The following is a 26160-nucleotide window of genomic DNA, read 5'->3' on the forward strand; positions in this document are numbered from 1 at the left end:
CGTCCCTAAGGATAAGGATAAGAGAGCTTCGGCTCTCTTATCCTTTCACCTTTAATCTTCTCATCTTTTAGTCTAAAGCCAATCCCACCGATCATCTCTGATCCTCGATAAAGCACTAAAACAGTCACAAGTTGCCCCTATATGCTAGTTATACCAACCCCTTACATCTTAAAACGATAAGAACCAAAGATAGCGTTATTTCGAATAAAACTAATAATCGTTATAATGCGCGCAGAATTTTTAGCCTTCGGTCTAGGTTACCCACAAGGTAGCAAGTAGAGCCGACTTCAATACAGAGAGGAGCAGCCAATGAAAGCAATCATTTCTAAGGCTTCAACAGCACTATGTACTCTAGGTCTAACGTTTGTAGCTCTATCAGCGCAAGCCGTTACTTCTGAAGATGTCATCGCAGAACGTCTAATGCCAGTAGGCAAAGTGTGTCTACAAGGTGATGAAAGCTGTGGTTCAGCTTCTGCAGCACCAGCGGGTGGTGCCCGAACTGCAGCGGATATCGTCGCGGTTTCATGTAACTCTTGTCATGGTGCAGGTGTATTAGGCGCTCCTAAGATCGGCTCTGGTGAATGGGCTGCACGCCTAGATGCTAAAGGTCTAGACACCTTGGTTAGCAATGCAATTAATGGCATCGGTGCAATGCCTCCCCGCGGTACATGTTCTGACTGTACTGATGATGAGATCAAAGCATCAATTGAGTACATGATCGCTCAATAAGCGATACTCGATAAAAAACAGCGCCTATAGGCGCTGTTTTTGTGTGTACTATCAGAAATCATCCAATAGATTTTTTAATCCAGCCAAGGTCTGTTTGCCTCTGACTCGGTTTCGTTCTGGATCGACTTCGCCATGCCCTTCACGCTCAATATCCTCGTCGGGCAGTTCGTCTAAGAATCGACTCGGTTCACAACTCTGCCACTCTCCAAACTGTTTACGCTTCTTCGCTAACGTCATCGCTAAGGTACGCTGCGCTCGTGTGATACCCACATAAGCGAGACGACGCTCCTCTTCAATGGTGTCCGATTCGATGCTATTTCGGTGCGGTAGCAGATCCTCTTCCATGCCCATTAGATAGACATGGGGGAACTCCAATCCTTTCGAGGCGTGTAGCGTCATTAACTGAACACGATCGGAGTCATCCTCCTCCTCTTGGCGTTCTAGCAAGTCGAGCAGCACAAGTCGCGCAATCGCCTCTTCAATGCCCGCATCTGGATCATCTTCTTGGATACGCTCCAAGGAGGCACGAAGGGAGTCGACTAGGAACCAGACATTCTGAATACGCTTTTCCGCGATAATATCGCTTGAGGCGTTAGCGGTAATCCACTCTTCGTAGCCAATTTCGGCGATCAGTTCACGAATCGCCCCAATGGGATCCGACCCCAAACAGAGTGAGTGCAAACGCTCTATCATCTCAGTAAAGGCACGCAGCCGAGCCAGCGCGTTGGGCTTCATAACCTGCTCGATACCCAACTCATCGACCGCTGCAAACATGCTGATATGTCGCTCGGTTGCATACTCCCCGAGCTGCTGCAGTGTGGTAGGTCCGATCTCTCGACGCGGCAAGTTGATGATACGAAGGAAGGCGTTATCGTCGTCGCGATTGATCAACACTTTGAAGTAAGCCATCAAATCTTTGATCTCGGCGCGAGCAAAGAACGAGGTGCCGCCGCTGAGCTTATAAGGCACCTTAAAGTTCTGCATTTTAATCTCGAGCAACCTGGCTTGGTGATTGCCACGATAGAGCACAGCAAAATCTTTAAAGGGTGCGCGCTCTCGCAGGTGTCGTTCCAGAATCTCGGTCGCGATGCGCTCACACTCCGCATCTTCACTGGGTAGGTGTATCAGACGCAGCGGATCACCCATGCCCATTTCGCTCCACAGCGTCTTATCAAACACGTGGGGGTTGTTCGCAATCAAGGTGTTAGCCGCCTTGAGTATGCGGCTTGTAGAGCGATAGTTCTGCTCTAGCTTTACTAGTTTTAAACTTGGAAAGTCGTGCTGCAGTTGGGCCAGATTCTCTGGACGAGCACCACGCCATGCGTAGATCGACTGATCATCATCACCTACGACGGTTAAACCTGTACGATGCCCCACCAGCTGTCGAACTAGACGGTACTGTGACAAGTTGGTGTCTTGGTACTCATCGACTAACAAGTAGCGAATGCGGTTTTGCCAACGCTCTAACACCTCTGGCTTTTGATCAAACAGCCGCACAGGCACCAAAATAAGATCATCAAAATCGACCGCGTTATAGGCACGAAGGTGGCGCTCATATGCCTCATAGGCTCTGGCGCAGAGAATGTCGATCGGCTCTGAGACAGTCTCCAGAGCCTGTTGAGGCGTGATCATCTCATTCTTCCAAGAGGAGATTTGGCTCTGAACGACATTGATCTTATCCGTGTCCTCATCGTGATGGACTAGAAGATCTCGAATTAAGATGCGACTGTCTTGGTCATCAAACAACGAAAAGCCTGGCTTCATTCCGAGCGCTTTATGCTCACGGCGCAAGATGGTTAGACCAAGATTGTGGAAGGTTGAGACAATCAAACCGCGTGCCGCTTTACCCTCCACCAGCGACATGACTCGCTCTTTCATCTCACGCGAGGCTTTGTTGGTAAAGGTAACCGCCGCAATGTGGCGCGCCTCAATGCCGCACTCTTCAATGAGATAAGCGATTTTTCGCGTGATGACACTGGTTTTCCCTGAGCCAGCGCCAGCCAATACCAGCAGTGGACCACTGATGTATTCGACGGCTTCTTTCTGACGGGGGTTAAGGCGTGACATGTTTGATGAGCAGACTCGATATTAGGGCGCACAGTGTACACCCTGACATCAGCAAGCCCAAGATCTGCTCATCAGTTAAAGCTGTCGATAGCTGAGCGCCTCCATAATGTGGCTGTTTTCGATCGCCTGATCTGCATTCATATCCGCCAGTGTGCGAGCCACGCGAAGTGCTCTATGGCAAGCCCTAGCGGAGAGCTGTAAGCGTGTCGCTATCACCATAAACTCTTTTGATAATGACTCTGAAGCATTCAGCTCTTTTTGGACTTCACTGCCTGTTAGCTCAGAGTTGAGCTTGCCCTGCCGATCATACTGTCGCTGCTGACACTGACTAACTCGCTTACGAACTGCGTCAGAGCACTCCTCATGCGATTCGCCCAGTAATAGCTCCTCTGTGGGCACCGCACTCAAAGCCAGACGCATATCAAATCGATCCAACAATGGGCCAGAGACTCGACCCTGATATCGATCGATTAGAGCCTGAGAACACTGACATCGCTCGGTCCCATCAGCGTAGTAACCGCAGGGGCAAGGATTCATCGCCGCCATCAAAGAGAAACGCGCAGGGTAGGTCAGCGTGCCCGCCACTCTAGAAATACTGACCTCACCGGTTTCAAGCGGCTCTCGCAGAACTTCCAGAACAGAACGGGGAAATTCTGGCAGCTCATCCAGAAATAGAACCCCTTGATGCGCCAGTGAGATCTCACCCGGCCTAGGGGAAGATCCACCCCCCACCATCGCCCGTGATGAGGCACTGTGGTGCGGTGCTCTGTAGGGTCGTTCACCCCGAAACAATCGCTCGACCGGCAAACCCGAGACCGAATAGATACTGGCCGTTTCGATACAACTGGATTGCGAAAGTGGCGGTAGGATCGATGGCAGTGCTTGGGCCAACATACTTTTACCACTGCCCGGAGGACCGCTCAAAAGCAGGTTATGCATTCCACTGGCGGCCACTTCCAAGGCACGACGGGCCATCGGTTGTCCCCGAACTTCTGAAAGATCTACGGGGTAACTCGGCGGATAATGAACTGGGGGTTGAGGGTCTATTTCAGCTAGCTTTTCAGCACTCAACGCCTGACATAGATCGTACAGCGTCTTAGCTGAAAGTTGTTGCTTAGCACCCGCGAGAGAGGCTTCTTGGCTATTATCGGGGGCAATAACAATCAGTGAATCCGCTTCAGCACAGGCATAGGCGGCCGGAAATAGGCCTCTAATAGGGTGCAGTTTGCCGTCCAAGCCCAATTCTGAGTAGAGCTCTGCCTGCTGCAGGTGAGTTGTTTTAAGCTGATTGGATGCCAACAGAATGCCAAGCGCAATGGCTAGGTCATAGCGTCCGCCCTCTTTGGGGAGATCGGCCGGTGATAAGTTAACGGTGATTCGTCGTTGCGGGTATTCAAAGCCGGCGTTTAACAGTGCACTGCGCACACGCTCGCGGCTTTCACGCACCGCGGTCTCTGCCATACCCACAATTGCAAAGGAGGGTAAGCCTCCTGAAAGGTGCACTTCAACGCGAACGCGAGGTGCCTCGATACCGAGCTGAGCTCGGCTATAAAGAGTTGCCAATGCCATGACGCCATCCTTGGGTCCTGCAGTTGGCCTAGCGTTGCTTTAGGACTCTTTTGACTCCAACTCAGCAACCATCGCTTCCAACTGCTCTAATTTTTCTCGAGTTCGCTGAAGTACAGCGGCCTGAGCGTCAAACTCCTCCCGAGTGACTAAATCCAGTTTAGCAAAACTTGATTGAAGTACAGTTTTAATTTGCTGCTGCATCGCCTCCTGACCTGGAAGTGATGAGTTACCCTGAAGGAATTGGGTCATCGTCTGACTTAGGTTTTCAAACATCTTAGGATCAAGCATCTCAGCCCCCTTTAACATCGATATGCGTCTCAATAGATGCACTATACCAGAACCCTTTTAAGACAAGCGTCTATGATCACTATTTTAGCCTCAATATGGCGCACCAAAGTAGTGCATGCACTTTTGTGGTGCATACTGGCGTGCACTATAAAGGTTGATAAAACGGTAAAGAGACCCATGAAAAATTTATAAGTCAATGTTTTATAAGTTATTTTTAAAAGTTGGCACAAGTTTCGCAAATAGAGTTCACAGGAAAAAATTAATCCTCCCTTTTCACATTAAGGAGAAATCTGATGAAACTAGTGTCAGCCGTAATTAAGCCATTCAAGCTTGACGACGTGCGCGAAGCGCTATCAGAGATCGGTGTACAAGGTATCACCGTGACTGAAGTTAAAGGCTTTGGCCGTCAAAAAGGCCACACCGAACTCTACCGTGGTGCAGAGTATGTTGTGGACTTCCTACCTAAAGTTCGCCTAGACGCTGCTGTCTCTGATGAGATCGTAGATCAGGTTATCGAAGCGATCACCAATGCTGCGCAAACCGGCAAAATTGGCGACGGTAAGATTTTTGTTTCAGCGCTTGAACAAGTGGTTCGCATCCGTACCGGTGAGACCGGCGACGAAGCTCTATAACGTTTTGATTTTTGGCCTTATTGGAGGGCATAACAATGGAAGAACTTTTGAATACAACAGCTGGTGATGTTACCCAGCTGAAGTACGCACTCGATACCTTCTACTTCTTGGTGTGTGGTGCGCTGGTTATGTGGATGGCGGCAGGCTTCTCAATGCTAGAAGCAGGTCTTGTTCGTTCTAAGAACACCACTGAAATTCTAACTAAGAACATCGCGCTATTCGCGATCTCTTGCATCATGTACTTCGTTTGCGGTTACGCGATCATGTACGGCGGTGACTACTTCCTATCTAGCATCACGGGTGACGGTGTTGCCGATGAGTGGACCTACGCGCCATCAGCTGACTTCTTCTTCCAGGTGGTATTCGTTGCAACAGCAATGTCTATCGTATCGGGTGCAGTGGCTGAACGTATGAAACTATGGGCGTTCCTAGCGTTCGCGGTTGTGATGACAGGCTTCATCTACCCAATGGAAGGTTCTTGGACTTGGGGCGGCAACGCTGTATTCGGCATGTACACTCTAGGTGATCTTGGTTTCTCTGACTTCGCGGGTTCAGGTATCGTCCACATGGCAGGTGCTGCAGCAGCACTAGCAGGTGTCCTAATGCTTGGCGCACGTAAAGGCAAATACGGTAAGAACGGTGAGATCAATGCGATCCCTGGTGCTAACCTACCAATGGCAACACTGGGCACATTCATCCTTTGGATGGGTTGGTTCGGCTTCAACGGTGGTTCGGTTCTAGCAACGTCTGACGTTGAGAACTCAAACGCAGTTGCCGTTGTCTTCATGAACACTAACGCAGCTGCGGCTGGCGGTGTAGTAGCAGCACTAATCACAGCGCGTCTACTGTTCGGCAAAGCGGACCTTACAATGGCACTTAACGGTGCACTAGCAGGTCTAGTAGCGATCACAGCAGAGCCTTCAACCCCTTCTGCACTACAAGCTCACATCTTCGGTGCGATCGGTGGTGTTCTGGTTGTCTTCTCTATCCTAACGCTGGATAAACTAAAAATTGACGATCCTGTCGGTGCGATCTCTGTACACGGTGTTGTAGGTCTTCTTGGTCTACTACTAGTACCAGTAACAAACGACGGTTCTACTTTCTCTGGCCAGATCATCGGCGCCCTAACAATCTTCGTATGGGTATTCGTTGTCAGCCTAGTGGTTTGGGGCATCATCAAAGCTGTGATGGGCATCCGAGTGACTGAAGAGGAAGAGTACGAAGGTGTCGATATCTCTGAATGTGGTATGGAAGCGTACCCAGAGTTCGTCACTTCACGTAAGTAAAATGAAACTCAGTTTCTGTTGAAACCCGGGGTGTAGCGATACACCCCTCTTCTCAGCCCTACCCCCAGGTAGGGTTTTTTTTGTTTCTGGACAAACAGGTTGATCAGGAAACTTGAAGGTTAAACCATCCATGTACATAATGGATGAAAATTTACAGCGAATTGGGACAGTTTTGCCTGCCCAGTTCAACAAGGAGAAACTATGAAACTGGTATCGGCAGTTATCAAACCGTTCAAACTGGATGATGTGCGCGAAGCGCTGTCTGACATTGGTATCCAAGGTGTTACAGTGACTGAAGTTAAAGGCTTCGGTCGTCAGAAAGGTCACACAGAACTTTACCGTGGTGCCGAGTACGTAGTGGACTTCCTTCCTAAGGTAAAAATTGAAGTCGCGATCGACGACGACATGCTAGATCAAGTCATTGAAGCGATCAGCTCTACGGCCAATACTGGCAAGATCGGTGATGGTAAAATCTTCGTTATGCCAGTTGAGCAAGTGGTACGTATTCGTACTGGCGAGACGGGTTCAGAAGCGCTTTAAGCTTCGATCCATTTCAAAAATGCCGCTACCGATCAGTTCGCTAGCGGCATTTTTATATCTACTTGAAGCCCCGTTGGCGCGAGGTTTTGGAACTGAACCTCCCCACCGACGCGTTCAGTCGCTCGAGTCACGATACTCAAACCCAAACCGTAACCGCCTGAGTTGGCCCCACGTCTAAATGGCTGCCCAATCGAATCTAGAATCGATTCTGGTAATCCGGGTCCATTATCAACCACTCGAATCGTTAGCCTGCCGTTATCAGTAGCGACAGATACCTTAATCAACGTACCCTGTGGCGTGTGATTGATGGCGTTATTCAACAGATTGCTGACGACTCGACTCAGTGGCTCACTGCGAATGGTTGCTCCATCAGTGACATCAAGTGATAGATCGAATTGATGCTGTGGGCCGCTGACACGAGCGTCCTGCACCAGATCTCGACACAGCAGCGCCAGATCCAAAATCGGCGCGGTTGCTTCGGCATCTCGAGCTCGGGCCAGTGTGAGTATTTCAGAGATCAAACCATCTAATTTAACGCACTCTTTATTGATGCGTTGCAGGGTACGATCATCCTCACCCCACTTCTGCTCCGCCAAACCTGCGGCCGCCTGAAGACGGGCTAAAGGTGCTCGCAACTCATGCGAGACATCCTGCAGAAGGTGCCGTTGGCTATCAAGCGTCTGCTCAACGAAATCAACCATCTGGTTAAACTCACGGGCTAGCTGGCCTAGCTCATCGCCTCGTTTGACGAGTTTACCCTCCGCGCGACTGCTTAAATTACCCTGTTGATGCAAGCGGCGAACAAAGCCCTTCAAGTCGTTAATCGGTCTAACGACCAACCAAGTGACCAGAAGGCTGCTGCCAAAAGATACCGCTATCACCCACAACACCTGGAAAGAGAGTAAAAATCCCCACATCCGCTCAAACAGCTCTTCATTCCGTTCAGGTGGGAAGTAGACGACATAGGGGGTGCCATCTGCAGCGATGATCTCGGTCACCATTGCATCCTTGGGTTGTGCCCGTCGACCCGATGAGTAGATCAGTTGATTAGATCGCTTCTCATAGATCCAAAGCGGTAAACGACGGCGCTGCTCTTTACGTTGTAATCCATACTGATAATCGGAGATTAACTGCTCTGCGATGATGGTGGCTTTCTGCTTTTGACTCTCGGTGCGATCGGGGGTATCGGTAACGGAGATGAACAGGGTCAAGCTGATAAGAATACCGAGTGTGCTAACCAGCCAAACAGCGCCGAAGATGCGCCAGAATAGATGTTGATACCAGCGCATTAACTCTCCAACCCAACGACCATCTGGTAGCCTTCACCACGGACTGTTTTAATCATCTCGGCTAAGCCAGGCTTTGCCTGCTCAAGCTTCTGTCTAACACGGCTGACGTGGACATCGATCGATCGATCGTAAGCCGTTAATTTGCGGTGCAGTACCTGTTCGGTCAGCCACTCTTTTGACGCAACCTGCCCGGCACGCTCCATCAATAAAGCAAGCACGTTAAACTCAGCAGCGGTTAGCTGTAACTCTGTCTCATCAACACAAGCCACTCGACGAGCAGGGGTAAGATTCACGGCCCCAACCGAAAGCGTCTGTTTGTTAGTCTCCTCTTTAACGGGAACAGACCTGCGTAACACGGCACGAATACGCGCCAGCAGCTCACGTGGGTTGGCCGGTTTAGACAGGTAATCATCGGCTCCCATCTCTAAACCCAGGATGCGATCAATATCATCCCCTTTACCGGTCAACATGATGACGGGAGTAGAGACCTTAGGACGAACCTGCTGCAGCAACTCAAGTCCAGATAGGCCAGGCATCATGATATCGAACACACAGAGATCAAACTGACGACCGGCATCAAACAACTCGATAGCCTGCTCTGCTGATCCTGCTTGGGTTACTGAGAAGCCTTCATTCTCAAGGTATTCACCCAACATATCCGTCAGATCCAGATCGTCATCAACTAACAGTATTTGTGTGCTCATGTTCACTCCTATTTAAGCCCAGTTTACGCGTGACAGGTTCAAACTCCCAAAACTTTACGCAACTTTACGAACTCGAAACCCAACTTAGCATTGCCTTCAACAATAATAGACAGATCGAAACGAACAACGAACGGAGAGTTCACATGAAAAAGACAATCATCGCTTCAATGACAGCTGTCACAATGACTTTTGGTGCGCTAGCCGGTATCGCCCACGCAGACGGTAAAGGTGGCCCAAAAAGCGCTGAAGATCGTGTTGAGAAACTGACTCAGAGGTTGGATCTAACCGTTGACCAACAATCACAGCTTTTAGCTATGTTCACAAAACGTGATGCGGATCGTGAACAGATGCAAGCGACCCTAACGCCAGAGCAGCGTGAAAACATGAAAGCCAATGCGCGTGATGGCATGCGTGACCAGATGCACAAAGATATAAAATCGCTGCTGACAGAAGATCAAATCGCTCAGTTCGAAAACATGCACTCTGGTAAAGACGGCCACGGCAAAGGTGGTAAAGGCGGCAAACACTAAGAGACACCACTGCAGGCTCTGAATGAGTTTTTGAAACCGACAATAGGTTAGAACCTGTTGCAGTGTGGGGAGCTTCGGCTCCCTTTTTTGTTTCTCTTGACCTGACTAAGTCCACATAGTTAATTAGACCTAAACTATAAGGAGCCCCTAATGAAATTGTTACGAGTCGGTGCCATAGGGCAAGAGAGACCTGCCATTCTGGATAAGGATCAACAGATTCGAGACCTCTCTTCTGTTGTTCAAGATATCAACGGCGTTCTATTATCGGATCAAGCGCTCGAGAGATTAAGAGCGATAGATCTCGATTCACTTCCAATTGTCGATTCATCAGAAAGAATCGGCCCCTGTATTGGTGAGGTTGGCAAAGTGGTCTGTATCGGCTTGAACTACTCAGATCATGCCGCAGAAGCGGGTATGGATCTTCCCACAGAACCCGTTCTCTTTATGAAAGCCACCAGCGCGATTTCAGGCCCAAATGACCCCATACAAATTCCACGTGGTGCCGACAAAACAGACTGGGAAGTCGAGCTGGCCATCGTCATTGGCAAAAAAACAAAATACATTTCAAAAGATCAATCGATGGATCATATTGCTGGCTTTTGTCTTGCAAACGACCTATCCGAACGAGCTTTCCAACTTGAGCGTTTAGGCAGCTGGGACAAAGGGAAATCCCATGACAGCTTTGCCCCTATCGGGCCCTACTTAGTGACCAAAGATGAAATCGTTGATCCGCAAAATCTAAGGATGTTTACAGAGATTAACGGTGAGCGTTTCCAAGATGGAAATACCAACACCATGGTGTTTGATGTCAAAACGATCGTCGCCTATTTGAGTCAATTTATGACCTTGGAAGCTGGCGACGTCATTATGACGGGGACTCCCCCTGGTGTCGGTATGGGGCAATCACCGCAGAAGTATCTTAAGGCTGGCGATAGGGTGCGAATTGGCATCGAAGGGCTAGGAGAGCAAGCCCAGCTCTGCATCGATGCTTAAAACGCGTAACTAATGACCGAATCACCTGAGTTACTGACCGCTAACACGGGGAAGCGCTCGGGGTGAGTTTTGGCCTCATTAAGCTCTGACTCACTGGTGGGCAGTAGATTTGCCTGCAAAAAGTAACCGATCAGAGCTTTACGAATCTCAAAGGCTTCAAGCTGCTCCAGGTCAAAATCATCGGTGACCAGTCGCTGTTGAGCCGCTGTCAGTGCGTCATTAACGACTAACCGAACGGAGAGTGATTCATCCCAAGCATGATCGACCGGCAGCTCATCCCCACTCTCTTTAAGCGTCAGAGCACCGCGGAAACGACTTAACACAAAGTCACGATAAGCATTACGCTCCCAACAATAGGCACGAACATGCAAACGATTACTGGCACTGATGATCGCACAGGGTGTAATCGATCGATACGATCCCTCTGGATTCTGCATCGATACATAGACCGCGTCTATCCGGCTGCGATTCTCAATGCCTGCCAAGATCGTGGCTAACGCCCCGGGCGCAGTCGATCGATTCAATACGGGTACAGAGAAGAAGTCAGGGTTCGCCGGAGTCGATAGGCGGGAGATGGTGATCAAGGAGTCAGCTGAATCTGGTATCAGCTTAGGCTTAAACCCTTGTGTGGGTTTGTAACTGCGATCAGAAGGCGAATAAGGGCGAACATTTTCAGGCGCGAACTCACAGTAGGTATTAATTGCCTCTTGCGCCTCTGGACGAGCAATACCAAAGGCCCCAACCAACATAGGCGCGGTGACCTCACGCTCCCACAACAGCTGACGTTCAATGAACCTTAAGCGCTGAAGTTGTGGCCATGATGTTTCGTTAATCGTGACTGCCATTGCTCTTTCCCTGCCTGAATTGTCGTAAAAGATTCACATATTAAAAGGTAATAGTGAACCCTTCGAAGACCAATCAATGCTAAAGCACATGATATTATTGGAAGTCATTGCATTAGAGAGAGGCATCATGAGATCAGTAGCCGTTTTCCTTGGAGCAAAAGACGTTAAGAATCTTGCTTATAAAGACGCTGCAGTTGAGCTGGGCGAGGCATTAGCAAGCAAAGAGATCACTCTGGTCTATGGAGGGTCCAATACAGGATTAATGCGTACACTCGCTGACGCAGTTCTTAATGCAAATGGGAAAGTAATTGGGGTATCTGTTGATGCACTAGCCCACCATGAAGCACCACATGATCAACTCACAGAGCTTCACATTACGGCCAATATGCATGAACGAAAATCGAAAATGGCTAAGCTAGCAGATGGTTTTATCTCAATGGCAGGCGGAATAGGAACGCTCGAAGAATTCTTCGAAGTCTATACCTGGGCAAGATTGGGCTTTCATCAAAAACCAGTAGCGCTACTTAATACAGATCACTATTTCGACCACATGCTTCAATTCTTAGATCATGCGAAAGATGAGGGATTTGTGGATCTTCAAGCACGCAATCAGATCATTGTTAATAAAGATCCCAACGACTTGCTTCACCAAATGCTCCAGAGTGTTTAAACGTGTCTCTGAGATATCTAATAATCATTGCAATGTTAAGTTGTGGCGCCCAAGCTGACGAGCGTCCCATGATTGATGCTCATTCGCACCTAGATTCAACCTACCTAGAGCAATTGACCATAGAAGACATTATCGAGCGACTCAATAGAAACAAGATTGATCGCATCCTAATTACCAGCCGCAACAATAACGAGACGCTAAAACTGGCAAAGCGTATACCCGGCCGCATAATTCCTTTCGCATCGATTTATACAGCCGAGGCTGATAAGGCGAATTGGTTTCACTCAGCAGAAAGCTAGCTTATGGAAATGCCAACCGACTGTTTCCAGTAGAAAAATAGCTCTGCATGAGCAGAGCTATTTTTTGCTTCTATGATTGATCTCTAACCTGTGGTTGTGGTGGAAGAGGAATTGGCTCTTTTGGCCAATCCGCAGCAACCTGATCATTTTGATCGCTTTCGTCATATTTCCACATATGCACCTCCTTATTTAACAGATAGAGGTAGATTGCTTGAAAAATTAGATAGATAAAATTAAATGTTTTCTATTAAATGCATAGATTAATATCTATTCTTTGAGCTTTAAACATGAAACGTCCGCACTCTCATATTGGAACCATACGACAACTGGAGATTCTTTTATCAGTCTACAAACATGGCTCTATAACGGCCGCTGCAAATGTCCTACATCTATCGCAACCAACTCTTTCGATGCAGCTCAATAAGCTATCAGACTCCGTCGGAACTGCATTATATTCTGTTGTAGGGAAGCGAATTGTATTTACCGAAGCTGGGCATGAAACCATAAAGTCAGCGAGAGAGATCATTGATAGTCTTGAACGTCTAGATATGCGCATCTCCAACCTTCAAGATATGAAAACGGGCACACTGCGCTTGGCTGCTGTAACAACAGCTAAATATTTAGCACCGCACTTAATTGGTGATTTTGTAAAAGAGTATCCTGGGATTAGTGTGGATTTTAAAATCGGTAATAGAGGACAGATGATTCAGACACTGTCTGAGGGTGAAAGTGATTTCTTTATTTTCAGTCATCAGCCGGATGAACCAGACTTAATACTCCACCGCTTTGCCCCAAACTATCTTGTGCCAGTCGTTGATCAGCACCATTCTTTCCCTAGTCATAAAAAAATGACTATTGATGAGTTCGCGAAAGAGCCTTTTATCGCAAGAGAACTAGGCTCAGGGACACAGCTAGCGATTGATGAGCATTTTAAACAACTTGGCATAAAGCCAAACATTCGTATGACCGTTGCGAGCAACGAGGCGATTAAGCACTTTATTATGTCAGGATTGGGAGTATCCATATTGCCAAGGCATAGCTTAATTCTGGGCGGAGCACTAGGATTACGCGAAATACAAGTAGAGCACCTTCCCGTAGAGGCAGATTGGTACTTAGGCTATTTTAAAGGGCGTGAACTGTCTGTAGTGGCACAAACCTTTTTAGACTATGCCTTATCACAACAACAAAACGCTGAAATCATGCTTGAGCCAGCATTTATGCACAATGAGGCGAAATGAGGCGAAATGAGGCTTAAACGTTAAAACAGTTAGCATGGTAATATGAAGTAATAATTTTAGGAGTCAACAATGCTTGGTACCGCCCTTTGTAACAGCGCAACACGTGTCATGATGCTGGGTTCTGGCGAACTCGGTAAAGAGGTTGTCATCGAACTTCAGCGAATGGGTTTAGAGGTAATTGCCGTCGATCGTTACGCCAACGCACCTGCTATGCATGTCGCTCACCGAAGTCATGTCATCAATATGCTGGATGGTGATGCACTGCGTGCCGTCGTTGAGAGCGAAAAACCGGACTACATCGTGCCCGAGATCGAAGCCTTAGCAACCGAGACACTGCTTGAGCTTGAAAGCGAAGGATTCAAGGTAGTCCCTACCGCACGTGCCGCGCGTCTGACAATGGATCGTGAAGGAATTCGTCGCCTAGCGGCTGAAACACTGGGGGTACCGACTTCAGCTTATCGCTTCGCAGATACTGAGGCCGACTATCAAGACGCTATCAAAGAGATTGGCATTCCCTGTGTCGTGAAACCGATCATGAGTTCATCCGGTAAAGGGCAGTCGCTGGTTCGTTCTGAAGCGGATGTTGCACCTGCATGGCAATACGCTCAAGAGGGTGGCCGTGCTGGTAAAGGCCGTGTCATCGTTGAAGGGTTTGTCGATTTTGATTACGAAATCACTCTTCTGACGGTCAATGCCGTCGATGGCATCCACTTCTGTGCACCAATTGGTCACCGCCAAGAGGGAGGTGACTACCGTGAATCTTGGCAGCCACAGGTGATGTCGGAGCTTGCTCTACAACGCTCACAAGAGACCGCTCGCAAAGTGGTCGAGAACCTAGCGGGTTTTGGCATTTACGGTGTCGAGCTGTTTATTAAAGGCGATGAGGTCTACTTCAGCGAAGTCTCACCGCGACCACACGATACAGGATTGGTCACACTGATTTCTCAAAACCTCTCTGAATTTGCGTTGCATGCCCGTGCGATTCTCGGCTTCCCTATCGGTAACATTCGCCAACTTGGCGCGTCGGCATCGGCGGTCATATTGGGTGATGGGCACTCTACGAACATTCAATTTGATGGGGTTAAAGAGGCTCTCAGTGATCACGACACTCAACTGCGTCTATTCGGAAAACCCGAAATCGCAGGAGGTCGCCGATTAGGCGTGGCTCTCTGTCAGGCTGACAGTGTAGAAACGGCCATCGAGAGGGCGATCACTGCTGCTGGCAAAGTTAGCATCAACTACTGATCAGAGACCCTATATGTCACGACACGGCGGCGGCCGGCACTACAAGAGCGACTCCAATAGCAGTAACACTGTCGGCATGGGCGAGGCTTGGTCGGTTATTAAAATGATCTGGCCTTACTTGTGGGAGTATCGCCGTCGCATGGCGGTCGCGTTTCTGATGTTGATCTCCGCCAAGCTTGCAGTGGTTGCTATGCCGCTGGCTTTGAAGCAGATCGTTGATGGTCTAGATGCCTCGCTGAATCCATTGATTACAGTACCTGTTGCGATGGTCGTAGCCTATGGGATGCTCCGTTTTGGCTCGGTCTTCTTTGCGGAAGCTCGCGATGCGGTGTTTAGCCGAGTCACAGAGCGAGCGATGCGCCGGATGGTGCTCAAAGTCTTTCGCCACCTCCACTCATTAGAACTGGACTTCCATCTCTCTCGGCAAACAGGTGGTATCTCTAGGGACATTGACCGTGGCAGTAATGGCTTCAGCTTTTTAATGCGGATGATGGTCTTTAACATCGTACCAACGCTGATTGAGATCAGCCTCGTTGCGGCCATTTTGTTGTTCAACTTCAGTGTCTGGTACGCATTGGTGGTTGTGGTCTGCGTCGGCATCTACATCTACTTCACCATACTCACTACCGAATGGCGCAACCGCTACGTGCGCGAAACCAATCAACTCGACTCTCAAGCCAATACCCGAGCCATTGATAGCCTGCTCAACTATGAGACCGTGAAATACTTTGGCAATGAGGAGTATGAGGCCAGCCAGTACGATAAAAACCTAGCCAGCTGGGAAACGGCTCGTTTGAAGACTCGTATGACGTTGATGATTCTGAACAGCGGTCAGGCATTCATCATCTCACTTGGGATCATTTTAATGCTCTGGTTGGCTGCAGAGGATGTTGCGAGCGGAGCCATGACCTTGGGTTCGTTAGTCATGATTAATGCCTACATCTTGCAGCTATTCATGCCACTTAACTTCCTTGGCATGGTCTACCGTGAGGTGCGTAAAGCTCTGACCGACATAGAGAATATGTTTGGGTTATTGAAGAAGCAGCCTAAGATTGTCGACCGACCCGAAGCAAGCGATTTAAAAGCTCAGGGGGGCGCCATTTGCTTTGACTCCGTCAACTTTGCTTACCACCCCGACCGTCAAATATTAAAGGGTGTCAGCTTCAAAGTAGAAGCGGGCAAAAAGGTCGCCATCGTCGGGCCAAGTGGGTCGGGAAAATCGACCTTAGCGCGACTGCTGTTTCGATTTTATGATGTTCAGTCGGGGCAGATCTGCATTGATGGCCAGCCGATCGACCAAGTGACACAGCATTCATTACGACAAGCGATTGGCGTGGTTCCGCAGGATACCGTCCTGTTTAACGATACGATCTATAACAACGTGGCTTATGGACGCCCAGGTTCAAGCCGAGAAGAGGTGCTCAAAGCGATTGAGCTGGCCAACCTCAATGACTTCATTGCAGCACTCCCTGAGGGGGTGGATACCCTGGTTGGCGAACGTGGCCTAAAAGTCTCTGGCGGTGAAAAACAACGCATTGCGATTGCCCGCGTGATTCTGAAACGCCCACCCATTTTGCTCTTTGATGAAGCGACCTCAGCGTTGGATAGCGACAATGAGCAGGCGATCCTTAACGCCTTTACATCACTCTCGAAAAACCATACGAGTTTGGTGATCGCGCACCGTCTGTCGACGATTATCGATGCCGATAACATCCTAGTGATGCGCAAAGGCGAAGTGGTGGAACAGGGTACTCACACAGAACTCCTTGCCCAACAGGGCGTTTATGCTGGTATGTGGTCTCTACAGCAACAATAGAGAGCAATCGCCTCATCTTCGATAAGGCTCCAATCCAGTGCTGGAGAACTATTGGCGCTCTGTTGGAGCGGTCTTAAAAAGGCCGCGATAAATGCACTCAGGCACCAAAACGAATCTTAAAGCTTTCCATCAAAGATTAATCTGAATCTATGTACTATGCTAAGTAAAACAGTATCAATTTGGAGTGATCAATGAACGGTGAATTCCTTAGTGGCGGCATGATCGTCACCTTAGCTTTTGCAATCTTCTTCCTCGTACTCGCCTGGTCTGCCGTTAAGGTTGTTCCACAGTCACAGGTATTTGTCGTTGAACGTTTTGGTAAGTTCTCCAAAACCCTGAACGCAGGGATCAACTTTATTGTCCCTATGATCGACCAAGTGCGTCACCGCATCTCTATACTTGAACGCCAGCTACCGGCCTTTGAGATCAGCGTCATTACCAAAGATAACGTTGAAGTGATCCTAGAGGCGACCAACTTCTACCGTATTACCGATGCGGCCCGCTCGGTCTACCGTATTCAGAACATCGATCAAGCCATTCAGACGACAGCCGAGTCGATTGTTCGCTCTGCAGCGGGCAAGCTGGACCTTGATGAGCTGCAATCATCACGCGCTCAGATGAACGAAGAGATCCTGACCAATCTGCAAAAAGCAGCTGAAGTCTGGGGAATTGAGATTACTCGTACTGAGATCACCGATGTTCAAGTGGATGAGCAGACCAAAGAGGCGCAACGTCAGCAACTCAATGCAGAACGTCAGCGTCGGGCACAGGTTGCGCAGGCAGAAGGCCAAAAACGCTCTGTGGAGCTGAATGCAGAGGCACAACTCTACGAAGCACAAAAGCAAGCTGAAGCGGTAAGAGTCGCGGCCGATGCAGATGCCTATGCGATAAAAGTGAAAGCCGAAGCGACCGCCGAGCAGACGCGCATGATAGCCGATGCTATTAATAACGGCGGGCAATCGGCGATCAACTTCGATATTCTACAGAAACAGGTTGCAGCACTGTCTGAGGTTGCAGCAGCTGATAACAGCAAAACAGTGATCATGCCGACAGACATCACTAAAGCAATTGGCTCATTAGAGCTATTAGCACAGACCGTTGGCGACGGATTAAAGAGTAAATGATGGATTTTTTTACAAACGGAAACGGCTGGCTGATTCTTGGATTGGGGCTCATCATCATTGAGATGGTGTTGAACCTCGCTTACATCTCTATCAGCTTCGGTATCGGGTCAATCCTAACGGGCCTATTGATTAAGTTGAATCTGATCCCGACCCTATTGGATTCTGGCGTAATCGATGAGCTACTGATCGTCGGTATTATCTCAGTGATCACGCTGATTGCTCTGCGCGCACTGTTCAATAAAAAGAGTGATCAGGATATCAACCAGTACTGATCTATCGCCTCATCCTCGATAAGGCTCCAACCCAGTGTTGGAGCTCTGTCGGCGCACTGTTGGAGCGGTCTTACAAAGGCCGCGAATAAGACTGATCAGAAATCATCTTCTGAGTGCGGTGTAATGTAATAATCGCCATACCCATCCACTGAGACAGAAAAGTGGATGGGGTGGCAACAGACCGTACAGTCACAGACAAACATCTCTGCCTCATCGGGCTCGTAGACAATCTCGATCATCTCCCAACAATAGGGACACTGTACATTTTGACTGGGTAACATGGGCGATCTCAGCTTAAAGAGTTAACATCTATAAGTGAGCTTTAACCCATTGGATCACCCAATGACTACTCGGAATCTTTACTGCGCTTTTTCGCAAAGCTGGCAGAGACGTAGTAGATCAGCAACAGAAAGGCGCCAATACCGTACTGAAGTAGAGACACATCAAAGCGTGGCGGACCGCCGTTAGCAATGGCGTAACCCCCAGCAATTGAGGCCAGCATCCAAGCTAATGGTAGCGAGAAGAGCTCTTTTTGCGGCGAGCTCTTTTTCTTAAACAGCAGATTGCCGATTAACCATACCAACACCCACACACCGATCAACGAAGAGAGTATTGAGAGTAGTATTGCTGTCATATCGGCTCCTTAATTAAGTTGAGAAGTGACTCGAGCGATCAGTCCGCTCTCTCTTCCGCTTTTTTTACACGAATCATATTACGGCCAACCAGTGTGTGGTTTAGGTTTTTAACCGCCGCCTTCGCTTCACCTGGTTTAGGCATTTCAACAAACCCAAAGCCCTTCGATGTGCCCGTTTTCTCGTCCATCACCAAGGTGCAGTACTGAACGCTACCAAAACCTTCAAACAGCTCTTTAAGCTCAGCTTCTGTGGTCGAACGATCCAAATTACGGACTAACAATTTCATAATTAACTCTCTCTATTCAGCAGAAGGTATCGATGTAGAGTTGCTCTACTTTATCGCGAGCCCACTGCTGTTTGCGTAAAAATTTTAGGGATGACTTAACGGATGGATCGATCTGAAAACAGTTAATATCGATCCGCTCGCCCAACTCATCCCAGCCGTAATGATCCACAAGACGCTCGACAACATCAGCTAACTTAACGCCGTGCAGTGGATTATTCGGTTGATTGTCCATCTTAATTGACGCGCTCGAACATCAGATCCCAAACACCGTGGCCTAACTTTTCACCCCGTTTTTGGAACTTAGTCACAGGGCGGAAGTCTGGCTGTGGCGAATACTGACCTTCGCCCATCTGGTTTTGATAACCCTCTGCCGCACTCATCACTTCCATCATATGCTCTGAGTAGGGCTCCCAGTCAGTCGCCATATGGAAGACACCGCCAATCGCCAGCTTTTGACGAATGGTTTGAGCAAATTCAGGCTGTACGATGCGGCGTTTGTTGTGTTTCTTCTTATGCCAAGGGTCTGGGAAGAAGAGCTGCACACCCGCCAAAGAGCCATCCGGTATGCACTGTGCCAGTACCTCGATCGCATCTTCACAATAGACGCGAATATTGTCGACCCCTTCGGCACGTGCATCAGCTAACAAACGACCAACACCGGGAGGATGCACTTCGATTCCAATAAAGCCCTTCTCAGGTGAGCGGCTCGCCATCTCTACCAGCGACGCGCCCATACCAAAACCGATCTCTAGAGTGACGGGGCGATCATCGCCAAACAGAGTTTTAAAGTCGACCATGCCATCTTCAAGTTCTAGCCCATACAGAGGCCAGTTCTCTTTCATTGCACGCTCTTGCCCTTCTGTCATGCGTCCAGCGCGTACGACAAAACTTCTAATCGTACGGTGTGGGCGCTGCTGTTCTGTGTCACTCATTGTTCTATCCGTAAGGTTCGTAACGACCAGGCAAACAGTGCCCAGCCAATAATCATTAATATACCACCGATGGGGGTGATCGCTCCTAACCAACCAGTATCAGTTGCGATTAGCAGATAGAGGCTGCCACTGAAGATCAACGTCCCTGCCAACAGCGAATACCCAGCAAGGCGCCAGCTTTTACTATTGAGTTTAAAACCGGTAATACCGACCACCATCAAACCTAGAGCCTGCCAAAACTGGTAATCCACAGCGGTGCTGAAGGTTTCAAAGCGAGCAGCTGACAGGGTGCTTTTCAGTAAATGGGCACCAAAAGCGCCAAAAATCACCGAAAACATCGCTAAAAGCGCACCAATCATCAAAAAACGTTTCGCGTGCATCATCACCTCATTTGGGCCGCAAGCATACACAAAAAAAGCCGCTAATGCGGCTTTTTCACAACACTTTCATCCGTTAGATAACGACTAAAGCGTTTTTAATTTTCTTCATCGCGTTCTTTTCAAGCTGACGGATACGCTCTGCAGAGACCTCATACTTAGCGGCCAACTCGTGCAGCGTTGCTTTTTCATCAAGCAACCAACGCTGTGCCAAGATATCTCGACTGCGCTCGTCCAACTGGCCCATCGCTGCGGCTAACTGGCGGTTAGAATTATCTTCCCAATCCTGCTCTTCAAGTAGCTCGGCTGGATCGGCAGACTTGTCTTCCAAGAACAGTGCCGGTGCAACAGGCGCACTCTCTTCAGAATCATCAGCAGCAGGCGCATCAAAGGCCATGTCAGTGGCGGCCATGCGACCCTCCATCTGACGCACTACTGCAGCATCAACGCCTAGATCTTCTGCGATCGCTTCAACTTCATCGTTGTTCATCCAACCTAGGCTCTTCTTCTGTGAGCGTAGGTTAAAGAACAGCTTACGCTGAGCTTTGGTCGTCGCAACTTTAACAATACGCCAATTGCGAAGAATGAATTCATGCATTTCGGCTTTGATCCAGTGAACAGCAAAGCTCACCAGACGAACACCGACGGTTGGATCAAAACGTTTAACCGCTTTCATCAAACCAACGTTACCCTCTTGGATCAAATCACCGAGAGGAAGGCCGTAGCCTTTGTAGCTGCGCGCAATGTGCACAACAAAGCGCAGATGTGACATAACCAACTGGCGAGCCGCATCAAGGTCTTGCTCAAAATGCAGACGCTCGGCAAGCTCCCGTTCTTCCTCTGGAGTGAGGATAGGGATAGTGCTGACATTCTGAACGTAAGCGTCAAGATCGCGCCCCGGAGTCAGATGTTCAACTAATTGCAAGCTAGTGCCCATTTCTCTTTAAACCTCAAAAACTTTCGTTTTTTACACTGTTTTAAATCGTTTTAACTGTCTAGTTAGACCCAGTTTTGACAAAAAAGTTCATTAGGAATTACTAATATTTACCAACACTGGACCCAAAAAGATACCAGAGTGACAGATAAACGCAAATCCGGCTAAATCCGATCAATCAGAGCCTTGATTTAACTGCCCCATCTGTCTGGATACAGCAATGAATGCCCCTATCCATCCTAGTATAGTCCCGCCCACTAACAGCGCCATGATTAATGACAAATCAGGTCCCTGAAGATCAAAACGACCAATATAGAGCTCTGTTAACTCAGCCAATGGCGCTTCGACAAGTGCCAGTGAGAAGTAAACCAATACTAGGCTCAACAGTGCACCAAAGTGTCCGTACAGCAGTCCTGCATAGAGGAATGGGCGTCTCACCCAAGCAGCGGTAGCGCCTATCAACAAACTGACCTCAATCTCCTCTTGGCGACTGCTGATCATGGTACGAATGGTGTTAGCGATCACCAGAAGCACGGTCATACCCAATAACAGCGCCAGCACAAAACTGATGCTGGAGAATGAGCCTAAAATCACTTCGAGACGCTCTAACCACTCTACGTCTAACTCGGCGACATCCACCTCTGGCAAGGCTGCCATGCTTTCACGCAGTGCTTTCATGGTCGCAGGATCTTGATCACGCGGCGTCGCGAGCACAACCGCTGGGAGTGGATTCTCATCCAATAGGTTGATCAGCTCACCCAGTTCAGAGTGGCTTTTAAACTCGCTGGCACCTACATCGCTACTGATCAATTCAACCGAAAGTAGATCATCACGCAGCAGGAGTGAACGGCTGAATCGATCTAACTCGTCGGCTTTGAGTTCTGGGCTTAAATAGAGTGCAAGCTGAGGCTCAAAGTCAGTACCCGGTGTCAGCTGTTTCAAATTACCCAACAGCGAATACATAAAGGTTGGCACAGCGAGTACAACCGCCAATAGCAGCAGTGTCACCAGCGTCGACAGTCGATTATGTAGAAGACGCTTAACGGCATCGGCACTCTCTAGACGGTGCTGTACCGCCCAGTGTTTAACGCGTTGCCAACGGCTGACGCTGATATCAGAGGCGCCGCGTGATCGAGTCTCACTACTGGACATGACGCAGTCGCCCCTTATCTAAAATCAGCACTCTATGACGCATTCGCTTGATCAACGCCACATCATGGGTCGCGATCAAGACGGTCGTTCCAATGCGGTTGAACTGCTCGAATAGACTCATGATGTCGAGAGAGAGTCTAGGGTCGAGGTTACCGGTCGGCTCGTCGGCAATCAGCACCCTAGGCTTATGAACAATGGCACGCGCAATACCGATACGCTGCTGCTCGCCACTCGATAACGCCTGTGGGAGCTTCTGCTCTGACTCCAACAGTCCTACTCGATCGAGTGCCGCGCGTACGCGACGACCAATATCCTCTTCGTTATAGCCTGCGATACGCAGTGGAAGTGCAATGTTCTGGTAAACAGTGCGATCTTCTAACAGACGATGATTCTGGTAGACCACACCCAGGGTTCGGCGATATTGCGGAATCTCGCTGCGAGACAATTCAGATAGATTTTGATCACCGACCCACACATCACCACGGCTAGGTTGCTCAACGCGCGTCAGCAGTTTTAACAGGGTACTCTTCCCTGCTCCCGAGTGGCCTGTCAAAAAGGCCATCTCGCCCGACTCCAATGTAAAGTCGACAGACCTTAGGGCCTCTTGACCAGAGTCATAGCGCTTACTGACGTTAGTGAATTGAATAGCCGCCATAGGAGTTAGTCGAACAACGCCTCAACAAAAGCTTTCGCTTCAAAAGGACGTAGGTCATCAGCTTGCTCACCGACACCGATGAATCGAATAGGCAGACCAAACTGTTTGGCGATGGCAAAGATAATACCGCCCTTCGCTGTGCCATCGAGTTTCGTTAGGGTAATGCCCGTCACGCCCACCGCCTCTTTGAACTCTTTAGCCTGGCTGATGGCGTTCTGACCCGTACCCGCGTCGAGTACCAACATCACTTCATGTGGCGCCGAAGGATCTAACTTCTGCATCACACGAACAACCTTCTGTAACTCTTGCATCAGGTTATCTTTGTTCTGCAAACGACCCGCTGTATCTGCAATCAATACATCAACGTTTTTCGCTTTAGCTGACTCAAGCGCATCAAATAGAACAGAGGCTGAGTCTGCACCGGTATGTTGAGCAACCACTGGGACGTTATTTCGCTCACCCCAAACCTGAAGCTGTTCAACCGCCGCGGCACGGAAGGTATCACCCGCCGCTAACATCACCGACTTACCTTCACCCTGATACTTCTTGGCCAGTTTACCGATGGTCGTTGTTTTACCGACACCGTTAACACCCACCATCAGAATCACCATTGGGGATTTGTCACTCTGTAATTCAAGCGGTTGATCAACGGGTTCTAATAGCTCGGCCAGCTCCTGTTTCAGAGCCGCCTGCAGAGCGTCGCCATCCGAGAGCTGTTTACGCTCTACACGATCGGTTAAACGTTCGATAATCTCTGTCGTTGCCTCAACGCCAATATCGGCCATCAGCAACAAGGTCTCGATCTCTTCCATAAGATCTTCATCGATCTCAGGGTTACCGGCGAAGAGGGTTGTAATCTGCTCAGTCAGGCCGGCTTTCGTGCGACTTAGACCGGATTTAACACGATCGAAGAAGCTTTTTGTTGGCTCTGGCTCTGGCTCTGGCTCTGGCTCTGGCTCTGGCTCTGGCTCTGGCTCTGGCTCTGGCTCTGGCTCTGGCTCTGGCTCTGGCTCTGGCTCTGGCTCTGCAGGAGTCTGTTCAACCTCCACTTCGGTCTCAACAGCTTCTGGCTCAACCGTCTCTTCTGCAGCTGCTGGCTCAACTACCTCTTCGACTGCGTCTTCAGCAACAGGCGGCTCTTCAACGGGCGCTTCGTCAACCGATGGTGTTTCAACTGGGGCCTCTGTAACGCTCTCTTCAACGCTTTTTTCTGAAGCAGAATCCTGAATAGCCTCAGTTTTATCCCCTTTCAGATAACGCATCATCACAATCAAAATGACGACGGCAAAAGCGGCCGCAACGTAAGGGATAATGGCTGGATCATAGCCGTTATCAAGCATCCAGTTGTAGAGAGATTCCATAGTCTAAACAGTCCTAATCAGAGGGAACTAAACAGTCAAAATATAAGTCCAGAATTCTACCACATCAGACGCTGTGAAAGCCTATCTATTAGCCTAAGCTGAGGTTAAAATTTCTGTTTACCTAAAACTGCTTTGGCAGAGACCTTTTTCAATGAGCCCTAGACGCAACAGAAACAGCAAACCCGCCCCTCATAATCGAGCAAATGACTCGTTCGTTCGCATCATCGGCGGAGATTGGCGCTCACGAAAACTGAGCTTTCCAGAGAGTGAAGGACTTCGCCCAACACCGGATCGGGTTCGAGAAACGCTATTCAACTGGTTACAAGCTTACACACCAGCAGCCAAATGCCTGGATCTGTTTAGCGGCAGCGGTGCGCTGGCGTTTGAAGCGCTGTCGCGCGGTGCAGCTCACGCCACACTGATTGATGCATCGCGCTTGGTCTGCAATTCACTTAAACACAATCTGCAAGAGCTGAAGGCACAAAACGCTGAAGTGCTCGAAACAGACGCTACTCAATGGCTCCTGCAGCAAGCGAGCCGTGAATTTCGATACGACCTGGTCTTCTTAGACCCCCCCTTCAACAAAGACTTAGTTTCAGGCATCTGTCAGCTACTTGAGGAAAATCAAGTTCTTGCAGATGGATCGATGATATATATAGAGACTGAGAGATCGCTAAGTACCCTATTAGTTCCAGATAACTGGCAACTGTATCGCGACAAACAGGCAGGTGACGTCAGCTACCGCTTGTATAAAAGAAATTAATTTTAGTTATAGATAAATAATTTAATATATCTATTAATTATTAAAAGTTTCTCCTATAATTTGTCGCCTTGACGCAATTCCGTTACCATCCGCGAGAATATTACCGCTATTAGGAGTAGCTGGGATGAAAAGGGTAGCTTACCCAGGAACGTTTGATCCTATTACGAACGGCCATGTAGATTTGGTGGAGAGAGCCTCCAAACTGTTTGGTCAGATTGTAGTAGCTGTGGCAGAGAGCCCAAAAAAACGTCCCCTGCTGGATTTGGATGTTCGAGTAGAACTTGCACGCGAATCCTTGGCACACCTCGACAACGTAGAAGTGGTTGGCTTTAACAGCCTACTGATCGATCTTTTGAAAGATCATCAATGCGACGTCATTTTACGAGGTTTGCGAGCGGTTTCAGATTTTGAATATGAGTTTCAGCTTGCCAATATGAACCGAAAGTTGGCTCCACAAGCTGAGAGCCTGTTTTTAACACCGGCTGAACACTTGTCGTACATCTCATCGACGCTGATTCGCGAAATCGCGTCATTAGGTGGAGACGTGACAGAGTTTGTTCATCCGGCTGTCGATGCGGCATTGAAACGACATTTTTCTAACTAGTTTAGATTTGAGCCTAGAGTGAGGTAGACACGATGGCACTAATGATTACCGACGAATGCATCAACTGTGATGTGTGTGAACCAGAATGTCCTAACGAGGCGATCAGCCCAGGGGATGAGATCTACGAGATCGAGCCAAGTAAATGTACTGAGTGTGTAGGCCACTACGACACGCCACAGTGTGTTGAGGTTTGTCCGGTTGACTGTATTCCAAAAGATCCTGATCACGTTGAAACTGAAGAGCAACTGATGATCAAGTACGAGAAGCTGGTTGGCTAATCGAACTCAAAGACAAAAAAACGCGACCTTGGGTCGCGTTTTTTTGT

Annotated in this window: 32 protein-coding genes; 16 read left to right on the forward strand and 16 right to left on the reverse strand. The window is 48.9% G+C overall.

Annotated elements, in window-relative coordinates; all coding sequences use genetic code 11:
• Positions 1–309: 309 nt before the first annotated feature.
• Positions 310–729: a cytochrome c5 family protein gene (locus XMG59_RS05260; RefSeq protein ID WP_173481909.1), complete on the forward strand. Its 420-nt coding sequence runs from the start codon at positions 310–312 to the stop codon at positions 727–729.
• A 51-nt stretch (positions 730–780) separates the two neighbouring features.
• Here the strand turns inward: XMG59_RS05260 and rep are convergent, their stop codons facing one another.
• The 3 genes from rep to XMG59_RS05275 all read right to left on the reverse strand — a co-directional run bounded on the left by rep (position 781) and on the right by XMG59_RS05275 (position 4653).
• Entirely contained in the window at positions 781–2796 is a 2016-nt protein-coding gene (rep, locus tag XMG59_RS05265; RefSeq protein WP_173481908.1) for a DNA helicase Rep, read from the reverse strand.
• 75 nt (positions 2797–2871) lie between these two features.
• The gene (locus XMG59_RS05270) at positions 2872–4365 is read right to left on the reverse strand and encodes a YifB family Mg chelatase-like AAA ATPase (protein ID WP_173498325.1); all 1494 of its coding nucleotides are present in this window, start codon (positions 4363–4365) and stop codon (positions 2872–2874) included.
• A gap of 39 nt (positions 4366–4404) precedes the next feature.
• The gene (locus XMG59_RS05275; protein ID WP_173481906.1) at positions 4405–4653 is read right to left on the reverse strand and encodes an accessory factor UbiK family protein; all 249 of its coding nucleotides are present in this window, start codon (positions 4651–4653) and stop codon (positions 4405–4407) included.
• Between the two features lie 293 nt (positions 4654–4946).
• On the opposite strand from XMG59_RS05275, the gene glnK (XMG59_RS05280) reads away from it, so the two are divergent.
• From glnK (XMG59_RS05280) to glnK (XMG59_RS05290), 3 genes are all read left to right on the forward strand, one after another.
• Positions 4947–5285 carry a P-II family nitrogen regulator gene (gene glnK, locus XMG59_RS05280; protein WP_173481905.1) on the forward strand — a complete coding sequence of 113 codons (339 nt, stop codon included), beginning with the start codon at positions 4947–4949 and terminating at the stop codon, positions 5283–5285.
• Between the two features lie 35 nt (positions 5286–5320).
• Positions 5321–6571: an ammonium transporter gene (locus XMG59_RS05285; protein ID WP_173481904.1), complete on the forward strand. Its 1251-nt coding sequence runs from the start codon at positions 5321–5323 to the stop codon at positions 6569–6571.
• A 201-nt stretch (positions 6572–6772) separates the two neighbouring features.
• A complete protein-coding gene (gene glnK / locus XMG59_RS05290; RefSeq protein WP_173481903.1) occupies positions 6773–7111 on the forward strand; it encodes a P-II family nitrogen regulator in 339 nt (112 codons plus the stop codon).
• A gap of 32 nt (positions 7112–7143) precedes the next feature.
• Here the strand turns inward: glnK (XMG59_RS05290) and XMG59_RS05295 are convergent, their stop codons facing one another.
• Both XMG59_RS05295 and XMG59_RS05300 read right to left on the reverse strand, forming a co-directional pair.
• Complete coding sequence (locus tag XMG59_RS05295) at positions 7144–8400, reverse strand: HAMP domain-containing sensor histidine kinase (RefSeq protein ID WP_173498326.1); 1257 nt, start codon at positions 8398–8400, stop codon at positions 7144–7146.
• Positions 8400–9104 (reverse strand): response regulator transcription factor, encoded by a 705-nt coding sequence (locus tag XMG59_RS05300; protein WP_173498327.1) that lies wholly within the window; start codon positions 9102–9104, stop codon positions 8400–8402. The genes XMG59_RS05295 and XMG59_RS05300 overlap by 1 nt, the downstream gene beginning before the upstream one ends.
• 143 nt (positions 9105–9247) lie before the next feature.
• Between XMG59_RS05300 and XMG59_RS05305 the strand changes: the two genes are divergently transcribed.
• Both XMG59_RS05305 and XMG59_RS05310 read left to right on the forward strand, forming a co-directional pair.
• Positions 9248–9634 (forward strand): hypothetical protein, encoded by a 387-nt coding sequence (locus tag XMG59_RS05305; RefSeq protein WP_173498328.1) that lies wholly within the window; start codon positions 9248–9250, stop codon positions 9632–9634.
• A 150-nt stretch (positions 9635–9784) separates the two neighbouring features.
• Complete coding sequence (locus tag XMG59_RS05310; RefSeq protein WP_173498329.1) at positions 9785–10627, forward strand: fumarylacetoacetate hydrolase family protein; 843 nt, start codon at positions 9785–9787, stop codon at positions 10625–10627.
• Here the strand turns inward: XMG59_RS05310 and XMG59_RS05315 are convergent.
• Positions 10624–11472 (reverse strand): WYL domain-containing protein, encoded by an 849-nt coding sequence (locus tag XMG59_RS05315; RefSeq protein WP_173498330.1) that lies wholly within the window; start codon positions 11470–11472, stop codon positions 10624–10626. The two genes, XMG59_RS05310 and XMG59_RS05315, sit on opposite strands and share 4 nt — an antisense overlap.
• Positions 11473–11548: 76 nt before the next feature.
• On the opposite strand from XMG59_RS05315, the gene XMG59_RS05320 reads away from it, so the two are divergent.
• The 7 genes from XMG59_RS05320 to XMG59_RS05350 all read left to right on the forward strand — a co-directional run bounded on the left by XMG59_RS05320 (position 11549) and on the right by XMG59_RS05350 (position 18136).
• Positions 11549–12142 carry a TIGR00730 family Rossman fold protein gene (locus tag XMG59_RS05320; RefSeq protein WP_217363695.1) on the forward strand — a complete coding sequence of 198 codons (594 nt, stop codon included), beginning with the start codon at positions 11549–11551 and terminating at the stop codon, positions 12140–12142.
• A 68-nt stretch (positions 12143–12210) separates the two neighbouring features.
• Positions 12211–12441, forward strand: coding sequence for a TatD family hydrolase (locus XMG59_RS05325; RefSeq protein WP_173495351.1), 231 nt, complete (start codon positions 12211–12213; stop codon positions 12439–12441).
• A 287-nt stretch (positions 12442–12728) separates the two neighbouring features.
• Entirely contained in the window at positions 12729–13679 is a 951-nt protein-coding gene (locus tag XMG59_RS05330) for a LysR family transcriptional regulator (protein WP_173495352.1), read from the forward strand.
• A 69-nt stretch (positions 13680–13748) separates the two neighbouring features.
• Positions 13749–14924 (forward strand): formate-dependent phosphoribosylglycinamide formyltransferase, encoded by a 1176-nt coding sequence (gene purT, locus XMG59_RS05335; protein ID WP_173498331.1) that lies wholly within the window; start codon positions 13749–13751, stop codon positions 14922–14924.
• 13 nt (positions 14925–14937) lie between these two features.
• Positions 14938–16740 carry an ABC transporter ATP-binding protein/permease gene (locus tag XMG59_RS05340; protein WP_254447060.1) on the forward strand — a complete coding sequence of 601 codons (1803 nt, stop codon included), beginning with the start codon at positions 14938–14940 and terminating at the stop codon, positions 16738–16740.
• Positions 16741–16931: 191 nt separating this feature from the next.
• Entirely contained in the window at positions 16932–17864 is a 933-nt protein-coding gene (locus tag XMG59_RS05345) for an SPFH domain-containing protein (protein ID WP_173481897.1), read from the forward strand.
• A complete protein-coding gene (locus tag XMG59_RS05350; protein ID WP_173481896.1) occupies positions 17864–18136 on the forward strand; it encodes a hypothetical protein in 273 nt (90 codons plus the stop codon). The genes XMG59_RS05345 and XMG59_RS05350 overlap by 1 nt, the downstream gene beginning before the upstream one ends.
• Before the next feature lie 95 nt (positions 18137–18231).
• Here the strand turns inward: XMG59_RS05350 and XMG59_RS05355 are convergent, their stop codons facing one another.
• The 10 genes from XMG59_RS05355 to ftsY form a co-directional block, all read right to left on the reverse strand.
• Positions 18232–18417: a CPXCG motif-containing cysteine-rich protein gene (locus XMG59_RS05355; RefSeq protein WP_173481895.1), complete on the reverse strand. Its 186-nt coding sequence runs from the start codon at positions 18415–18417 to the stop codon at positions 18232–18234.
• A 65-nt stretch (positions 18418–18482) separates the two neighbouring features.
• On the reverse strand, positions 18483–18770 hold the full coding sequence (locus tag XMG59_RS05360) for a hypothetical protein (protein WP_173482618.1): 288 nt from the start codon (positions 18768–18770) through the stop codon (positions 18483–18485).
• Between the two features lie 38 nt (positions 18771–18808).
• The gene (locus tag XMG59_RS05365; protein ID WP_173495354.1) at positions 18809–19057 is read right to left on the reverse strand and encodes an RNA-binding protein; all 249 of its coding nucleotides are present in this window, start codon (positions 19055–19057) and stop codon (positions 18809–18811) included.
• Between the two features lie 16 nt (positions 19058–19073).
• The gene (locus XMG59_RS05370) at positions 19074–19289 is read right to left on the reverse strand and encodes a VF530 family DNA-binding protein (RefSeq protein WP_173481892.1); all 216 of its coding nucleotides are present in this window, start codon (positions 19287–19289) and stop codon (positions 19074–19076) included.
• A gap of 1 nt (position 19290) precedes the next feature.
• Positions 19291–19989 carry a tRNA (guanosine(46)-N7)-methyltransferase TrmB gene (gene trmB, locus XMG59_RS05375; RefSeq protein WP_173495355.1) on the reverse strand — a complete coding sequence of 233 codons (699 nt, stop codon included), beginning with the start codon at positions 19987–19989 and terminating at the stop codon, positions 19291–19293.
• The gene (locus tag XMG59_RS05380) at positions 19986–20369 is read right to left on the reverse strand and encodes a DUF423 domain-containing protein (RefSeq protein WP_173482620.1); all 384 of its coding nucleotides are present in this window, start codon (positions 20367–20369) and stop codon (positions 19986–19988) included. Before XMG59_RS05380 ends, trmB begins: the two co-directional genes overlap by 4 nt.
• A gap of 73 nt (positions 20370–20442) precedes the next feature.
• On the reverse strand, positions 20443–21303 hold the full coding sequence (gene rpoH / locus XMG59_RS05385; RefSeq protein ID WP_173482621.1) for an RNA polymerase sigma factor RpoH: 861 nt from the start codon (positions 21301–21303) through the stop codon (positions 20443–20445).
• Between the two features lie 171 nt (positions 21304–21474).
• The gene (ftsX, locus tag XMG59_RS05390; RefSeq protein ID WP_173482622.1) at positions 21475–22452 is read right to left on the reverse strand and encodes a permease-like cell division protein FtsX; all 978 of its coding nucleotides are present in this window, start codon (positions 22450–22452) and stop codon (positions 21475–21477) included.
• Complete coding sequence (gene ftsE, locus XMG59_RS05395; RefSeq protein WP_173481887.1) at positions 22442–23107, reverse strand: cell division ATP-binding protein FtsE; 666 nt, start codon at positions 23105–23107, stop codon at positions 22442–22444. Before ftsE ends, ftsX begins: the two co-directional genes overlap by 11 nt.
• Positions 23108–23112: 5 nt before the next feature.
• Entirely contained in the window at positions 23113–24372 is a 1260-nt protein-coding gene (gene ftsY, locus XMG59_RS05400) for a signal recognition particle-docking protein FtsY (protein ID WP_371731743.1), read from the reverse strand.
• Between the two features lie 247 nt (positions 24373–24619).
• Between ftsY and rsmD the strand changes: the two genes are divergently transcribed.
• From rsmD to XMG59_RS05415, 3 genes are all read left to right on the forward strand, one after another.
• Positions 24620–25231: a 16S rRNA (guanine(966)-N(2))-methyltransferase RsmD gene (gene rsmD / locus XMG59_RS05405; protein WP_173481886.1), complete on the forward strand. Its 612-nt coding sequence runs from the start codon at positions 24620–24622 to the stop codon at positions 25229–25231.
• Positions 25232–25355: 124 nt separating this feature from the next.
• Positions 25356–25835: a pantetheine-phosphate adenylyltransferase gene (gene coaD, locus XMG59_RS05410; protein ID WP_173481885.1), complete on the forward strand. Its 480-nt coding sequence runs from the start codon at positions 25356–25358 to the stop codon at positions 25833–25835.
• Between the two features lie 32 nt (positions 25836–25867).
• Positions 25868–26113, forward strand: a complete 246-nt coding sequence (locus XMG59_RS05415) for a YfhL family 4Fe-4S dicluster ferredoxin (protein ID WP_173481884.1) — start codon at positions 25868–25870, stop codon at positions 26111–26113.
• Positions 26114–26160: the final 47 nt, after the last annotated feature.

The organism is Marinobacterium sp. xm-g-59, assembly GCF_013283315.1.
In the GTDB taxonomy this organism is placed as follows: domain Bacteria; phylum Pseudomonadota; class Gammaproteobacteria; order Pseudomonadales; family Balneatricaceae; genus Marinobacterium_E.

What these genes read in the sequence shown, in the direction of transcription:
- ftsE (WP_173481887.1), bottom strand. Translation starts at nt 23,107, where the DNA reads ATGGCGGCTATTCAATTCACTAACGTCAGTAAGCGCTATGACTCTGGT.
- XMG59_RS05330 (WP_173495352.1), top strand. Translation starts at nt 12,729, where the DNA reads ATGAAACGTCCGCACTCTCATATTGGAACCATACGACAACTGGAGATT.
- XMG59_RS05415 (WP_173481884.1), top strand. Translation starts at nt 25,868, where the DNA reads ATGGCACTAATGATTACCGACGAATGCATCAACTGTGATGTGTGTGAA.
- coaD (WP_173481885.1), top strand. Translation starts at nt 25,356, where the DNA reads ATGAAAAGGGTAGCTTACCCAGGAACGTTTGATCCTATTACGAACGGC.
- XMG59_RS05295 (WP_173498326.1), bottom strand. Translation starts at nt 8,400, where the DNA reads ATGCGCTGGTATCAACATCTATTCTGGCGCATCTTCGGCGCTGTTTGG.
- XMG59_RS05305 (WP_173498328.1), top strand. Translation starts at nt 9,248, where the DNA reads ATGAAAAAGACAATCATCGCTTCAATGACAGCTGTCACAATGACTTTT.
- XMG59_RS05310 (WP_173498329.1), top strand. Translation starts at nt 9,785, where the DNA reads ATGAAATTGTTACGAGTCGGTGCCATAGGGCAAGAGAGACCTGCCATT.
- XMG59_RS05370 (WP_173481892.1), bottom strand. Translation starts at nt 19,289, where the DNA reads ATGGACAATCAACCGAATAATCCACTGCACGGCGTTAAGTTAGCTGAT.
- glnK (WP_173481903.1), top strand. Translation starts at nt 6,773, where the DNA reads ATGAAACTGGTATCGGCAGTTATCAAACCGTTCAAACTGGATGATGTG.
- XMG59_RS05345 (WP_173481897.1), top strand. Translation starts at nt 16,932, where the DNA reads ATGAACGGTGAATTCCTTAGTGGCGGCATGATCGTCACCTTAGCTTTT.
- glnK (WP_173481905.1), top strand. Translation starts at nt 4,947, where the DNA reads ATGAAACTAGTGTCAGCCGTAATTAAGCCATTCAAGCTTGACGACGTG.
- XMG59_RS05275 (WP_173481906.1), bottom strand. Translation starts at nt 4,653, where the DNA reads ATGCTTGATCCTAAGATGTTTGAAAACCTAAGTCAGACGATGACCCAA.
- XMG59_RS05340 (WP_254447060.1), top strand. Translation starts at nt 14,938, where the DNA reads ATGTCACGACACGGCGGCGGCCGGCACTACAAGAGCGACTCCAATAGC.
- ftsY (WP_371731743.1), bottom strand. Translation starts at nt 24,372, where the DNA reads ATGATGCGTTATCTGAAAGGGGATAAAACTGAGGCTATTCAGGATTCT.
- XMG59_RS05355 (WP_173481895.1), bottom strand. Translation starts at nt 18,417, where the DNA reads ATGTTACCCAGTCAAAATGTACAGTGTCCCTATTGTTGGGAGATGATC.
- rpoH (WP_173482621.1), bottom strand. Translation starts at nt 21,303, where the DNA reads ATGGGCACTAGCTTGCAATTAGTTGAACATCTGACTCCGGGGCGCGAT.
- XMG59_RS05260 (WP_173481909.1), top strand. Translation starts at nt 310, where the DNA reads ATGAAAGCAATCATTTCTAAGGCTTCAACAGCACTATGTACTCTAGGT.
- XMG59_RS05360 (WP_173482618.1), bottom strand. Translation starts at nt 18,770, where the DNA reads ATGACAGCAATACTACTCTCAATACTCTCTTCGTTGATCGGTGTGTGG.
- purT (WP_173498331.1), top strand. Translation starts at nt 13,749, where the DNA reads ATGCTTGGTACCGCCCTTTGTAACAGCGCAACACGTGTCATGATGCTG.
- XMG59_RS05270 (WP_173498325.1), bottom strand. Translation starts at nt 4,365, where the DNA reads ATGGCATTGGCAACTCTTTATAGCCGAGCTCAGCTCGGTATCGAGGCA.
- XMG59_RS05365 (WP_173495354.1), bottom strand. Translation starts at nt 19,057, where the DNA reads ATGAAATTGTTAGTCCGTAATTTGGATCGTTCGACCACAGAAGCTGAG.
- XMG59_RS05380 (WP_173482620.1), bottom strand. Translation starts at nt 20,369, where the DNA reads ATGCACGCGAAACGTTTTTTGATGATTGGTGCGCTTTTAGCGATGTTT.
- ftsX (WP_173482622.1), bottom strand. Translation starts at nt 22,452, where the DNA reads ATGTCCAGTAGTGAGACTCGATCACGCGGCGCCTCTGATATCAGCGTC.
- trmB (WP_173495355.1), bottom strand. Translation starts at nt 19,989, where the DNA reads ATGAGTGACACAGAACAGCAGCGCCCACACCGTACGATTAGAAGTTTT.
- rep (WP_173481908.1), bottom strand. Translation starts at nt 2,796, where the DNA reads ATGTCACGCCTTAACCCCCGTCAGAAAGAAGCCGTCGAATACATCAGT.
- rsmD (WP_173481886.1), top strand. Translation starts at nt 24,620, where the DNA reads ATGAGCCCTAGACGCAACAGAAACAGCAAACCCGCCCCTCATAATCGA.
- XMG59_RS05300 (WP_173498327.1), bottom strand. Translation starts at nt 9,104, where the DNA reads ATGAGCACACAAATACTGTTAGTTGATGACGATCTGGATCTGACGGAT.
- XMG59_RS05320 (WP_217363695.1), top strand. Translation starts at nt 11,549, where the DNA reads ATGCTAAAGCACATGATATTATTGGAAGTCATTGCATTAGAGAGAGGC.
- XMG59_RS05285 (WP_173481904.1), top strand. Translation starts at nt 5,321, where the DNA reads ATGGAAGAACTTTTGAATACAACAGCTGGTGATGTTACCCAGCTGAAG.
- XMG59_RS05325 (WP_173495351.1), top strand. Translation starts at nt 12,211, where the DNA reads ATGATTGATGCTCATTCGCACCTAGATTCAACCTACCTAGAGCAATTG.
- XMG59_RS05350 (WP_173481896.1), top strand. Translation starts at nt 17,864, where the DNA reads ATGGATTTTTTTACAAACGGAAACGGCTGGCTGATTCTTGGATTGGGG.
- XMG59_RS05315 (WP_173498330.1), bottom strand. Translation starts at nt 11,472, where the DNA reads ATGGCAGTCACGATTAACGAAACATCATGGCCACAACTTCAGCGCTTA.